This is a genomic window from Nocardia sp. NPDC050378 (assembly GCF_040655675.1).
Classification (GTDB): Bacteria; Actinomycetota; Actinomycetes; order Mycobacteriales; family Mycobacteriaceae; genus Nocardia; species Nocardia coubleae.
In genome coordinates, this window is sequence record NZ_JBFAKI010000020.1 from 40,656 (window position 1) to 53,078 (window position 12,423).

The 12,423-nt window shown below is 69.0% G+C and carries 11 protein-coding genes and 1 riboswitch; of the genes, 5 read left to right on the forward strand and 6 right to left on the reverse strand.

Translation table 11 applies throughout. The annotated features are described in order from the left end of the window. Nucleotides 1–252: 252 nt before the first annotated feature. Nucleotides 253–1,746 (reverse strand): MFS transporter, encoded by a 1,494-nt coding sequence (locus tag AB0I35_RS28720; protein ID WP_357399464.1) that lies wholly within the window; start codon nucleotides 1,744–1,746, stop codon nucleotides 253–255. 134 nt (nucleotides 1,747–1,880) lie between these two features. Between AB0I35_RS28720 and AB0I35_RS28725 the strand changes: the two genes are divergently transcribed. The 3 genes from AB0I35_RS28725 to AB0I35_RS28735 all read left to right on the forward strand — a co-directional run bounded on the left by AB0I35_RS28725 (nucleotide 1,881) and on the right by AB0I35_RS28735 (nucleotide 5,294). Next, on the forward strand, nucleotides 1,881–2,582 hold the full coding sequence (locus AB0I35_RS28725; protein ID WP_357399465.1) for a TetR family transcriptional regulator: 702 nt from the start codon (nucleotides 1,881–1,883) through the stop codon (nucleotides 2,580–2,582). A gap of 65 nt (nucleotides 2,583–2,647) precedes the next feature. After that, nucleotides 2,648–2,758: riboswitch (SAM riboswitch) on the forward strand. Nucleotides 2,759–2,835: 77 nt separating this feature from the next. Next, complete coding sequence (locus tag AB0I35_RS28730) at nucleotides 2,836–4,152, forward strand: bifunctional o-acetylhomoserine/o-acetylserine sulfhydrylase (RefSeq protein WP_357399466.1); 1,317 nt, start codon at nucleotides 2,836–2,838, stop codon at nucleotides 4,150–4,152. Then, complete coding sequence (locus AB0I35_RS28735; RefSeq protein ID WP_357399467.1) at nucleotides 4,149–5,294, forward strand: homoserine O-acetyltransferase; 1,146 nt, start codon at nucleotides 4,149–4,151, stop codon at nucleotides 5,292–5,294. The genes AB0I35_RS28730 and AB0I35_RS28735 overlap by 4 nt, the downstream gene beginning before the upstream one ends. 136 nt (nucleotides 5,295–5,430) lie before the next feature. On the opposite strand, the gene AB0I35_RS28740 is transcribed toward AB0I35_RS28735, so the two are convergent. Further along, complete coding sequence (locus AB0I35_RS28740; protein ID WP_357399468.1) at nucleotides 5,431–5,805, reverse strand: helix-turn-helix domain-containing protein; 375 nt, start codon at nucleotides 5,803–5,805, stop codon at nucleotides 5,431–5,433. A gap of 69 nt (nucleotides 5,806–5,874) precedes the next feature. Here AB0I35_RS28740 and AB0I35_RS28745 point away from each other — a divergent pair, with 69 nt between their 5' ends. Then, on the forward strand, nucleotides 5,875–6,522 hold the full coding sequence (locus AB0I35_RS28745; protein ID WP_357399469.1) for a nitroreductase family protein: 648 nt from the start codon (nucleotides 5,875–5,877) through the stop codon (nucleotides 6,520–6,522). On the opposite strand, the gene AB0I35_RS28750 is transcribed toward AB0I35_RS28745, so the two are convergent. Beyond that, on the reverse strand, nucleotides 6,515–6,841 hold the full coding sequence (locus AB0I35_RS28750) for a DUF3017 domain-containing protein (protein ID WP_225282012.1): 327 nt from the start codon (nucleotides 6,839–6,841) through the stop codon (nucleotides 6,515–6,517). The genes AB0I35_RS28745 and AB0I35_RS28750 overlap by 8 nt on opposite strands. A 61-nt stretch (nucleotides 6,842–6,902) precedes the next feature. On the opposite strand from AB0I35_RS28750, the gene AB0I35_RS28755 reads away from it, so the two are divergent. After that, nucleotides 6,903–7,367, forward strand: coding sequence for a tRNA (cytidine(34)-2'-O)-methyltransferase (locus tag AB0I35_RS28755; RefSeq protein ID WP_357399470.1), 465 nt, complete (start codon nucleotides 6,903–6,905; stop codon nucleotides 7,365–7,367). A gap of 28 nt (nucleotides 7,368–7,395) precedes the next feature. Here AB0I35_RS28755 and AB0I35_RS28760 read toward each other — a convergent pair whose 3' ends face one another. The 3 genes from AB0I35_RS28760 to AB0I35_RS28770 are packed head-to-tail and all read right to left on the reverse strand — an operon-like array spanning nucleotide 7,396 to nucleotide 12,414. After that, nucleotides 7,396–8,310 (reverse strand): DUF4349 domain-containing protein, encoded by a 915-nt coding sequence (locus AB0I35_RS28760; protein ID WP_357399471.1) that lies wholly within the window; start codon nucleotides 8,308–8,310, stop codon nucleotides 7,396–7,398. Between the two features lie 43 nt (nucleotides 8,311–8,353). Further along, nucleotides 8,354–11,908 carry an error-prone DNA polymerase gene (locus AB0I35_RS28765; protein WP_357399472.1) on the reverse strand — a complete coding sequence of 1,185 codons (3,555 nt, stop codon included), beginning with the start codon at nucleotides 11,906–11,908 and terminating at the stop codon, nucleotides 8,354–8,356. A gap of 50 nt (nucleotides 11,909–11,958) precedes the next feature. Beyond that, nucleotides 11,959–12,414: a hypothetical protein gene (locus AB0I35_RS28770; protein WP_084457285.1), complete on the reverse strand. Its 456-nt coding sequence runs from the start codon at nucleotides 12,412–12,414 to the stop codon at nucleotides 11,959–11,961. Nucleotides 12,415–12,423: the final 9 nt, after the last annotated feature.

Genomic DNA, 12,423 nt, shown 5'->3' on the forward strand with positions numbered 1-12,423 from the left:
TGCACGGCCGGGCGAACACGCTTGTGAGCGGACCCCAGCAGTTCCAACAGACAACGTATATGCCCCGCGTTGTCTGCGGGACGTGTAGGTGCAAACATGACGAGCGTACTGCTGCCCGGGACCTCACCGCGACGGGAGGTCCCGCTGTGCGGCACACCTCGAAACTACTCCGCGCACCCGCACCCCATCCGCCGTCGATCGGTTACCGGACGGTAACCCCGGCGATGGCCTCGCGGACCTGCCCGTCCCTGGTCAGACGACAATCGGCGCGGCCGTCGCGCGCTCGTCGCCTTCGATCAGGTTTTCCGGCTTGTCCTTGATCATCAGGGCGATCACCACGGCCGCGGCGAGGAAGAAGCCCGCCCCGACATAGAAGGCGACGTCGTAGCTGTAGATCGAGGCACGTTCGACGAGATGGTCGACGGTGGGGTGCTCGGCGATGTAGTGCTCGGCGGCCTGCACCGACAGCGTGGTGAGCAGTGCGGTACCCACCGCGCCGCCGACCTGCTGGGCGGCGTTGAGCAGGGCGCTGGCCACACCGGAATCCTCGGCGCGCACCTGGTGCAGCGCGACGGCCTGCATACCGACGAACAGCGGGCCCATGCCGAAGGCCATCACGACCTGGGCGGGCAGCACGCTCAGCGCGTAACCGTCGCCGTAGCTCAGCTGCGCCAGCCAGACCAGCCCGATCACGCCGAGCAGGGCGCCGACCACCATCACCGGGCGCGGGCCGAACTTGGGCAGCAGCGAACTGGTGATGCCCGCCGCGATGCCGATGCCGATCGGGAAGGGCAGGAACGCGATGCCCGCCTCGAGCGGCGAATATCCCAGGGTGTTCTGGTAGTAGAAGCTGAGGAACAGGAACATGGCGAACATCGCGATGGGGATCAGCAGCGCGGTGAGCAAAGCACCGCCGCGGTTGATCTCCCCGGGAATACGAAGGGGCAGTAGCGGATTCGTCGATCGGGCCTCGATGACGACGAAGACCAGGAGCAACGCGCAACCGGCACCGAGCAGTCCGAGGGTGCTCGGCGCCAGCCAGCCGTGCTCGGCGGCCCGGCTGAATCCGTAGACGATCGCGACCAGACCGAGAGTCACGGTGACGGCACCGGGCAGGTCGTAGCCGCCGGTGCGCGGTGCGGGGATGTCACGGGCGATCACGGCGAGCGCACCGGCCACCGCGACCAGGGCGATCGGGGTGTTGATCAGCAACGTCCACCGCCAGGACGCGAACTCGGTGAGCGCGCCGCCGACGATCAGCCCGAACGCCACCCCACCGGCGGTGATCCCGGCGAACACCGCGAACGCGCGCGCCCGTTCGCGCACGTCGGTGAAGATCACCGACAGCAGCGACAGCGCCGCGGGCGCGAGCAGGGCGGCGAACGCGCCCTGGAGTCCACGGCCGAGGAACAACTGCACGGTGTTCTGCGCCAGGCCCGCCAGCGCCGAGGCGACGGCGAAGCCGACGAGGCCGACCAGGAAGATGCGGCGGCGGCCCAGGTAGTCGGCCATCCGCCCACCGAGCAGCAGCAACCCGCCGAAGATGAGCGTGTAGGCGGTGATGGCCCACTGTTTATCACCGTCGGTGATGGCGAGGTCGCGCTGGGCGTACGGCAGCGCGATGGTGATGACGGTGGCGTCGAGCACCACCATCAGCTGCGCGGCGGAGAGCACGACGAGCGCCCACCATCGCATCGAATTCGCCGGGGCTGCAGCATATTCGGATTTCAGTTCGGTGCCGGTCACCTGGGCTCCTCATCACTCGGCATGCGTCGGCCAATCCTGGCACCGTGCGACAATTGGCGTCAAGAGAAATTTGTCTGAACGCGCCACTTGGCAGGTCGCGCCAGCTTGCCATGCTGAAACGCTAAGCTGGCGAAATGCTCGACTCGACCACTCCGACCGCCTCCGACCGGCCGGCTCCGCCGAGCCTGCGCGAGCGCAAGAAGGCGCAGACCAGGGCCGCGATCGTCGCGATCGGACTCGACCTGTGCGATACCCAGGGCTTCGACGCGACCACCGTCGAGCAGATCGCCGCCGGAGCCGACGTATCCCCCCGCACCGTCAACCGGTACTTCGCGCTCAAAGAGGACATCGTGCTCGCCCCGATCGACGACTTCGGCCACGCCGTCGCCGTCGCGCTGCGCGGCCAGCCCGATACCGGCAACGAACTGCGAGCCCTGTGCGGCGCCTACCTCCAGGTGGTCGAGTCCGAGGCCGATGCCGACGGTCTGCGGTTCCTGCACCAGTTCCTGCAGACGCAGCGGATCATGCGGGCCAGCCAGGCGGTCAACGCGCGGGCCCTGGAATACGCGGAGAAGAAGAACGTCGCGGTGTGCGAGGAACTGGCCCGGCGGATGGGGACCACACCCGACGATTTTCTGGTGAAGCTGGTCGCGGGCACGTGGCAGACGCTGTGTCACCTCGCGGTCGCCGACACCGAGCACGTACTGCCCACCTCACCGGAGGCGGCGGTGCGGGTCACCCGCGAAGCGATCCTGCGCGCCTATCACGGATTGCGGCAGGTCTGCGGCGCACCGGGCGACGACACACCCGGCTTCGCCGCACCGGCGGCACGGTGATGTGAGGCAGGAAACGCGGGGGAAGTTTCCCCACCGGCGCGATGTCCGGTTAACATGTCGTCCAAGGTCATGAGTACCAGCGCGAAGCCCCGGCTCGCTGGTCGGCAACCCTCCAGCTGCGGTGGGGTGCTCCGGGTGATGACCGGGCTCCCGAAGGTCGGGAGCAAGCGCGCATTTCAGGAGGCCCCCATGTGTTGTTGTCCGTCGATCCGCCCCAGCTGAACCCTGACGCACAACCCCTGGAGCATTGACCATGACCGACGCCGCCCTGCCCGAGAACTGGTCGTTCGAGACCAAGCAGATCCACGCGGGCCAGGCCCCCGACGCGACCACCAACGCGCGGGCACTGCCGATCTACCAGACCACCTCCTACACCTTCCGCGACACCGAGCACGCCGCCGCGCTGTTCGGGCTCGCCGAACCGGGCAACATCTACACCCGGATCATGAACCCCACCCAGGACGCGGTGGAGCAGCGGGTCGCCGCCCTCGAAGGCGGTGTCGCGGCGCTGCTGGTGGCCTCGGGCCAAGCGGCCGAGACCTACGCCATCCTGAATCTGGCAGGCGCCGGTGACCACATCGTGTCCAGCCCGCACCTGTACGGCGGCACCTACAACCTCTTCCACTACTCGCTGCCCAAGCTCGGCATCGAGGTGTCGTTCGTCGAGGACCCCGACGACCTCGCGCAGTGGCAGGCCGCGATCCGCCCCAACACCAAGGCGTTCTACGGCGAGACCATCGCCAACCCGAGCAGCGCGGTCTTCGACATCCCGGGTATCGCCGGGGTCGCTCACGACAACGGGCTGCCGCTGATCGTGGACAACACCGTCGCCACTCCGTACCTGATCCAGCCGCTGGCCCACGGCGCCGACATCGTGGTGCACTCGGCCACGAAGTACCTCGGTGGCCACGGCGCGGCGGTGGCGGGCGTGATCGTCGACGGCGGCACCTTCGACTGGACCGTGCGTGACGCCGAGGGCAACGCCCGGTACCCCGGCTTCACCGAGCCCGATCCGAGCTACCACGGCGCGGTCTTCGCCGATCTCGGTGCCCCGGCGTTCGCGCTCAAGGCGCGCGTGCAGTTGTTGCGCGACCTCGGCGCGGCGGTGTCACCGTTCAACGCCTTCCTGATCGCCCAGGGCATCGAGACGCTGAGCCTGCGGGTGGAACGGCACGTGAGCAACGCGGTCGAGGTGGCGAAGTTCGTCGCCGCGCAGCCCGGTGTCGACGCGGTGCACTACGCGGGACTCGAGTCCTCGCCCTGGCACGAGCGGGCCAAGCAGCTGGCACCCAAGGGTGCGGGCGCGATCGTGTCGTTCGAGCTGGCAGGTGGTGTCGACGCGGGCAAGAAGTTCGTGGACGCGCTCAGCCTGCACAGCCATGTGGCTAACATCGGTGATGTGCGTTCTCTCGTGATCCACCCGGCGTCGACCACGCACTCGCAGTTGACACCGGAGGAGCAGCTGGCCGCCGGCGTCACTCCCGGCCTGGTCCGGCTCGCGGTGGGTATCGAGGGAATCGACGACATCCTGGCCGATCTGCGGGCCGGTTTCGCGGCGGCGACGACGTGACTGTGAGCACCGAATCGCCGATCACCCGTCCCGGCACCGGGGTGGCCCTGCTGCCACCACCGGACGGGCGACTCGGCGTGGTCGCCATCGGGGACGTGACGCTGGAGAACGGCGCGGTCGTCCCCGATGTGCGGCTGGCGGTGCAACGGTGGGGTGAGCTCTCCCCCACGCTCGACAATGTGGTGCTCGTCGAACACGCGCTCACCGGCGACTCCCATGTCGTCGGTGGGCCCGACGGGGCGCCCGGCTGGTGGGAGGGCATGGTCGGGCCCGGCGCGCCGATCGACACCGACGAGTGGTGTGTGATCGCCACCAATGTGCTCGGTGGCTGTAAGGGCAGCACGGGCCCGTCTTCGCTCGCGCCCGACGGAAAGCCTTGGGGCGCACGGTTTCCCTGGGTGACCATTCGCGACCAGGTGACCGCCGAGGCGCAGTTGCTCGACCTGCTCGGCATCGAGCGGCTCGGTGCCGTCGTCGGCGGGTCGATGGGTGGCATGCGGGTGCTCGAGTGGATCATCGGGCATCCACAGCGGGTGTCGGCGGCGCTGGTGCTCGCCGTCGGCGCACGTGCCACCGCCGATCAGATCGGCACTCAGACCACCCAGATGGCCATCATCACCGCCGACCCGGACTGGCAGGACGGCAACTATCACGGCACCGGGCGCGCGCCGATGACGGGCATGGGCCTGGCCCGGCGCATCGCCCATCTCACCTACCGCACCGAGGGCGAGCTCGAGCACCGCTTCGCCAATCACGCGCAGGGTGACGAGGACCCGTGGGCGGGCGGCCGGTACGCGGTGCAGAGCTATCTCGAGCACCAGGCCGACAAGCTCGGCCAGCGTTTCGACCCGGCCACCTATGTGCTGCTCAGCGAGGCCATGAACCGGCACGACGTGGGCCGCGGCCGCGGTGGCGTGGCCGCCGCGCTGGCCTCGACCCAGGTTCCGTGCGTGGTCGGCGGCGTCGACTCGGATCGCCTGTACCCCTTGCACACTCAGGCCGAGCTGGCCGAAGGTCTGCCCGGCTGTGCGGGTTTGGAGATCGTGCACTCCCGCGACGGGCACGACGGCTTCCTCACCGAGGCCGCGGCGGTGTCCAAACTGCTCACCGAAACGATGCGATTGGCCCGCGAAAACCGCTGAGCGCGTTCAGGACGCGGTGAGCAACGCGGGCCGCACGTAGGGTTCGCACGGGTACTCCTGCGGCGAGCCGACCGTCGGCCTGCCGAGCATCTCGGCGACGGTAAGCGTCAGTTCGCCGGCAATTCGGCATCCATGACTACACCGGGCGGCGCCTGGCGTCCTCGATGCGATTGATGTTCGTCTCGATCCATTCGCGCAGGGCCGTGATCGGTTCGCGCAGGCTGCGGCCGAGATCGGTGAGGGCGTACTCGACGCGCGGCGGCACCGTCGGATACACGGTGCGTTCGACGAACCCGTCCGCCTCCAGTTGCCGCAGGGTCTGGGTGAGCATCTTCTGCGAGATGCCGTCGATGCGGCGGCGCAGATCGGTGTAGCGCAAGGTGCCCTCTGCGAGCGCGTCGACGATCAGCACGGTCCATTTCCCCGCGATGGTGTCGAGTACCTCGCGCGTCGGGCATTTCGCCGAGTACACGTCGGCCGGTAGTCCGCTGAGTTCGTGAATGGTGGCCACCCGATCGAGCTTAACGCACTTTCAGGTGCCTACTTCCCAATCGAATGTAACTCTCCGATAGTTAGAAACATGATCACGCAGACACTTTCGGTCACCGACGCCATCCGCACCCGTCGCACGGTTCGCCACTACCGGCCCGACCCGATCCCGCCCACCGTCCTCGACGAGTTGCTCGACCTGGTCGTGGAGGCGCCGAGCGCATGGAACATGCAGGACCGGTCCATCGTCCTGGTACGCGGCGAACAGGGCCGGCGAGCCCTGTCGGAGGCCGCATTCGGGCAGCCACAGCCGTTGGAAGCGCCCGCGGTACTGGTTTTCGTCGCCGACCCGAACGCTTGGCGCGGTGCCCGGACCGATATCGCGGAGCGGGCCGTCGCCAACGGGGCGTGGAACGAGGAGTTCCGGGCGATGTTCGACGGGCGCGCGGAGTACCACTCGCTGAGCGAGCGGGGGTTGCTGCGCGAGAACGCGGTGAAGAACGCGATGATCGCGGCCACCTACGTCATGCTCGCCGCGACCGGACTCGGTTTGGCGTCGGCACCGATGAACGGGTGGGACGAGGCGGCGGTGAAACGCGCGGTCGACATCGACCCGGAATCGGACCTGGCGATCGCCGTGCTGGTGACGGTCGGATACGGCGCCGGGACTCCGCCGCATCCCGGGCGCAGGCCCCGTCCGCAGACGGTGTTCGCGGAGCGCTACCCGACGCTCAGCTGACGCCGAGGGTGTTGATGGTGGCCGCGAGGAAGACGATGGCGCTGCCGAGGGCGGTGAGCCAGGCGACGTCGAAGGGCTTGCTGCGAACCGCGAGCAGGCCGACCTGCACGGTCGGCAGGCACAGCCGGAACGCGGCGGCCACCAGAGCCGCGCTGCCGAAGATGAGGGCGCCGCGTCGCCAGCGGTCCCAGGCGACGAACGCGACCGCGATCACGATCAGCACGCTCACCACGGTCATCGGCAGGTGGCTGCGCAGGTACTGCTGCCACGCGCTCAGCCGCACGACGCGATGCTTGCCGGTGGTCTGCGCCTCGTTCACGATGCCGATTGTCGCAGTGCGGCGCGCTGTCCGCACACAGGGGCCCGTTACCCTGCTGCGGGTGTTCAATGTGATGTTCCATCAGCCGGTGATCCCGCCGAACACCGGTAACGCGATCCGGTTGGTCGCGGGCACCGGGTGCGCCCTGCATCTGATCGAGCCCCTCGGTTTCGACCTGTCGGAATCGAAACTGCGCCGCGCGGGCCTGGACTACCACGATCTGGCCTCGGTCACCGTGCACCCCGACCTCGAGACGGCCTGGGCGGCGATCGGACCGCAGCGGGTCTTCGCGTTCACCACCCAGGCCACCACCCGCTACACCGATATCGCCTACCAGCCCGGCGACATCCTGCTGTTCGGCACGGAACCGACGGGCCTGCCGCCGGAGGTCCTCACCGATCCGCACATCACCGACCAGGTGCGCGTCCCGATGCTGCCCGGCCGCCGCTCGATGAACCTGTCGAACACCGCCGCCGTCGCGGTGTACGAGGCGTGGCGACAGCACGGGTTCCCGGACGCGGTGTGATCAGTCGATCTCGAAGCGTTGCGGGCCTTTACGGCTGTTCGGCTTGATCGTCACCCGCACTGTGGGCACCGGAGGTCTCCTTCGCGGTGTGGGATCGCGGTTTCCGGCGGACAACGCGCAGGACTGCGTAGAGCACGCCGCCGAGCAGGGCGAACAGGCCCAGCCACGGCACCGCCTTGCCCGCGAAGACGACCGCGTCGCCGAGCCAGTCGACCAGCGAGTTCCAGCCGGAGACGATGCCGTCCCAGAACGAGTCGGGCTCGCCCGGCGCCTGCTTCTTCTCGGCGGTGAGGGTGATCGTGAGGGTCGACAGGGCCACCTGGTCGTCGAGGCTGCGCTTCTGGGCGGTGAGGCTGTCGAGTTCGCCCTGTCTGCTCGACAGCGCCTCCTCGGCGGCGATCAGGTCGGCGGTGTTGTTCGCGCCCGCGATCAACGCTTCGAGCCGGTCGACGGAGGCGCGCAGGGCGTTGATGCGGGCGTCGAGGTCCTGCCACTGCATGGTGACGTCGTCGCGGTTGGTGCTGATCTCGGTGACCGTGCCCGCGTCGCCGAGGTCGGTGATGAAGGCGTCGGTCTTGTCGGCGGGCACCCGCACGCTCAGCACGGCGCGCGCGACCCGCTTGTCGGTGCCGGGCTGTTCGGTGCGGCTGTCGACGCGCCCGTTCAGCGCCGTCACCCGGTCGACGACGGTGCCAGCGGCGGCGATCGGGTCGTCGGCGGTGATGTCGACCGAGCCGGTGATCACCTCTTTGCGGGTCGACGAATCCGACGGCGCGGGACTTTCTTTCGACGGCGCGCCCTCCCGGAAACCGGGTGCTACCGCGGGAGCGGACGCGTCGAGGGCTCCCGGTTCGGGACTTCGAACGCCTGCTTCGTCGTCTCCGCACCCGGCCAGGAACACCAGTCCGAGCAACGCGATCATCACCACGGCAAGCTTGCGCATGGTCGCAGCGTAATGCGTTGTGGGCGTGCGGCGGGGCGAGTGCTCAGCGGAAGTCGCGGGACCGGGCGACGATGCGCAGGTCGAGATGTTCCAGATGCTCGGCGAGCAGGCTCGCCACCCCCTCGGCGTTCTGGATGCGGCCACGGATGAGCAGGGCGGTCGCGCTCTGGGCCAGGCGCCGGTAGCGGCTCCACAGCCCGACCGAGCAGACGACATTGATCATGCCGGTCTCGTCCTCGAGGTTCAGGAAGGTGACGCCGGCGGCGGTGGCCGGACGCTGCCGGTGGGTGACCGCCCCCGCGACGAGGATCCGCGAACCGTCCTCGACGAGCAGCAGGTCGGCGGCGGGCACCACGCCGAGCGAATTCAGGTGGGCGCGCAGGAATTCGGTGGGGTAGGTATCGGGCGAGATACCGGTCGCCCACACGTCGGCGGCGGCCAGCTCGAGCGCGCTCATCCCGGGCAACGACGGAGCCTGCGTCACCGCACCGGTCCCCGGCAACAAATCGGGCCGCTCCCCCGCCGCCGCACCCGCCGCCCACAACGCGGCCCGCCGCACACTGCTCCCCCGCCCACCCCCCACCGACCCGCCGCCGTCCACCAAGGCCCCACTCGCAGCCGACGACGGATCAGTGTCGACCAGCACGTCGAGGGCGCCTGCGGTGGCGAGGGATTCCGCTTGGGCGACAGTCAATCCCACGCGCGCGGTGAGGTCGAGCATCGAGGTGTAGGGGCCGTGTTCGGCGCGTTCGGTGACGAGGCGTTCGGCGAGGTCGTCGCCGATGTGGCGGACGGCGGCGAGGCCGAGGCGCACCTCGGTGCCCGCGTTCTCCAAGGTGGGTTCGGCGCGGCTGGCGTTGATGTCGGGACCGTGCACGAGCACACCGTGGCGGCGGGCATCGGCGACCAGCGACTGCGGTGAGTAGAACCCCATCGGCTGGGCGCGCAGCAGCCCGGCGCAGAATGCGGCCGGGTGGTGCAGCTTGAACCACGACGAGTAGAACACCAGCGCGGCGAAGCTCTGCGAATGACTTTCGGGGAAACCGAAATTGGCGAAGGCATAGAGCTTTTCGTAGATACGGTCGGCCAGGTCGCCGGTGATGCCGTGCAGGTCACGCATGCCCTGGTAGAGGCGACTCTTGAGCCGTTCCATCTTCTCCGGTGAACGTTTGGACCCCATGGCGCGGCGCAGCTGATCGGCTTCGGCGGCGCTGAAACCGGCGACATCGATGGCCATCTGCATCAGCTGCTCCTGGAACAGCGGGATGCCGAGGGTGCGCGACAGCGAGTTCTCCAGCGCCGGATGGTCGCAGACCGGGGGCTCCTTGCCGTTGCGCCTGCGGATGTAGGGGTGCACCGAGCCGCCCTGGATGGGCCCCGGCCGGATGAGCGCGACCTCCACCACCAGGTCGTAGAACTCGCGCGGCTTCAACCGCGGCAGGGTCGCCATCTGCGCACGCGATTCCACTTGGAACACCCCGATCGAATCGGCGCGCTGCAGCATCTCGTAGACGGCCGGTTCGGTGAGGTCGAGGGCGTGCAGTTCCACCCGCTCGCCCTTGTGCGCACGCACCAGGTCGATCATGTAGTGCAGGGCCGAGAGCATGCCGAGGCCGAGCAGGTCGAACTTCACCAGACCGACCGCCGCACAGTCGTCCTTGTCCCACTGCAGCACGCTGCGGCCCGCCATGCGCGCCCATTCCACCGGGCACACATCGGCGATGGGACGGTCACAGATCACCATGCCGCCGGAGTGGATGCCCAGATGCCGTGGCAGACCGTCGAGTTCGCCGGCGAGCTCGAGCACGGCGTCGGGGATATCGGTGCCGGTCTCCTGGCTCACCCCGGACCAGCGGCTCACCTGCTTGCTCCACGCGTCCTGCTGACCGGGCGAGAAGCCGAGCGCCCGGGCGGCATCGCGCACGGCCGACTTGCCGCGATAAGTGATCACGTTCGCCACCTGAGCCGCGTAGTCACGGCCGTACTTGGCGTAGACGTGCTGGATGGCCTCTTCGCGCCGGTCGGATTCGATGTCGACATCGATGTCGGGTGGGCCGTCGCGTTCGGGCGAGAGGAACCGCTCGAACAACAGGTTATGGGCGACCGGATCGACATTGGTGATGCCGATGGCGAAGCAGACCGCGGAATTGGCCGCGGACCCACGGCCCTGGCACAGGATGTCGTTGTGCTTGCAGAACTCGACGATGTCGTGCACGACAAGGAAGTAGCCGGGGAACTCCAGTTGCCGGATCACCGCGAGTTCGTGCTCGATCTGCTTGTACGCCTTGGGGTTGCGTTCGGGAGATCCATATCGTTCGGCGGCACCGCGGTAGGTGATCTCACGGAGCCAGGAGTTCTCGTCGTGGCCCGGGGGCACCTCGAACGGTGGCAGTTTCGGCGCGATCAGGCTCAGGTCGAAACCGCATTCGCGGGCCAGCTCCACCGCGTGCGCCACCGCATGCGGATACTGGGCGAACAACCGCGCCATCTCCGCACCCGAACGCAGATGCGCACCGCCGGTGCTCGGCAGCCAGCCCGCCATGTCGTCGAGGCTGCTGCGCGAACGGATCGCGGCCAGCGCCATCGCGCGGCGCCGCTGGGCGGGCGCGGCGAAGTGCGCGCCGGTGGTGGCCAGCACAGGCAGCCCGAGCCGATCGGCGAGGGCCACCAGATAGCCGTTGCGTTCGTCGTCGGTGGCGATGCCGTGGTGGGTCAGTTCCACACTCACCCGGTCGGCGCCGAACCGATCGACCAGATCACGCAGGGCCGCTTCGGCTTTGGGCAGGTCGGTGTCACCCGCGAGCAGGTCTTGCTCGAGGGCGGTACGCAGGTGACCTTTGCGACAGCCGGTGAGGATGTGCCAATGCCCGCCCGCCGCGGCGGTGAGCGTGTCCAGGTCGTAACGCAGGACACCCTTCTCCCCAGCCGCCATGTGCGCCGCCGCCATCTCGCGGGAAAGACGGCGGTAACCCTCCTGCCCCCGGGCCAGAATCAACAGGTGCGGGCCCGCCGGGTCGGGAAAACCGGTGCGGGGCATCGAGTCCGGAGCCGCATAGTGCCCGCGCGGCGTACCGCCTGGACCTACCTCCTCCACCGAGGGCGGGCCGGCCGAGCCGAGACCGCGCGCATCGCCGATCTCGCGCAGCCCGCCGCGCGGAACAGTACGGCGCCGGACCGCATCCCCTCGGCCCGGCGCCGCCTTCGCATCGGTTCCCAGTGACAGTTCGGCACCGAAAACCGTTGGCATTCCCCATTCCCTGGCCGCCTCGGCGAACCGGACGGTCCCGTAGAACCCGTTGTGGTCGGTGAGCGCGAGCGCCTCGAGGCCGAGCCGAACCGCCTCCTCCACCAGTTCCTCGGGTGGGCTCGCGCCGTCGAGGAAGCTGTAGGCCGAGTGGGCGTGCAGTTCGGCGTAGGGCACCGCCGGGCCCGCCGGGAGTTCCAGTTCGGGAGCACGGTATTCGCCGCGTTTGCGCGACCAGGCCGGACTGTCGCCCCCATCGCCCGGGTGCATTTCCTCGGCCGGGCGGGCACTCGGTTTGCCCGAGAGCACCCGCTCCAGCTCCGACCAGGTCGGCGGCCCGTTGCTCCAACCCACGCACCTGCTCCTCTCCCTACCCCCTCACCCCGATTGCCCTGCCGGACACCTCAATTCGCAGGCAACCGTTCCATCGACTGCGACTCCAGCGCCGCCTCCACATGGGCGAGACCCGCCCGGATCACCGCGCCGTAGGCGTCGTTGGCGAGCACGTCCAGGTGGCCGCGGGCGATGGTCAGCTGCATGCGCGCCATGTCGAAATCGCCTACCCGGCGGTGACTGTCGGCCAGATTCAGATACAGCGAGGGCAGGAATCCGCGCAGCCCCTCGTCCAGCGGGATGCCCGGCCCGAACACCGCGGCCAGGGCCCGCTGATCCCACAGCAACGCGCCCTCGGGTAGTTCCTGCACATCGGCAAGGTGATGTGCCACCACGCAGCGATGCAACGGGTCGCCGCCCTCCCCTAGTTCGTCCCAGAGCCGGGTCAGCGCCGCGCGCGCCGCCGCCGGGTCGAATCCGCCGAGCCGCACCGCGGCATAGATGTCCGCCATCCGATCGTCCGCCATGCCCCCAGT

Bases quoted from the DNA above. Each gene is read 5' to 3' on its own strand.
- AB0I35_RS28725 (WP_357399465.1), top strand. From the start codon at position 1,881: ATGCTCGACTCGACCACTCCGACCGCCTCCGACCGGCCGGCTCCGCCG.
- AB0I35_RS28770 (WP_084457285.1), bottom strand. From the start codon at position 12,414: ATGGCGGACGATCGGATGGCGGACATCTATGCCGCGGTGCGGCTCGGC.
- AB0I35_RS28745 (WP_357399469.1), top strand. From the start codon at position 5,875: ATGATCACGCAGACACTTTCGGTCACCGACGCCATCCGCACCCGTCGC.
- AB0I35_RS28760 (WP_357399471.1), bottom strand. From the start codon at position 8,310: ATGCGCAAGCTTGCCGTGGTGATGATCGCGTTGCTCGGACTGGTGTTC.
- AB0I35_RS28730 (WP_357399466.1), top strand. From the start codon at position 2,836: ATGACCGACGCCGCCCTGCCCGAGAACTGGTCGTTCGAGACCAAGCAG.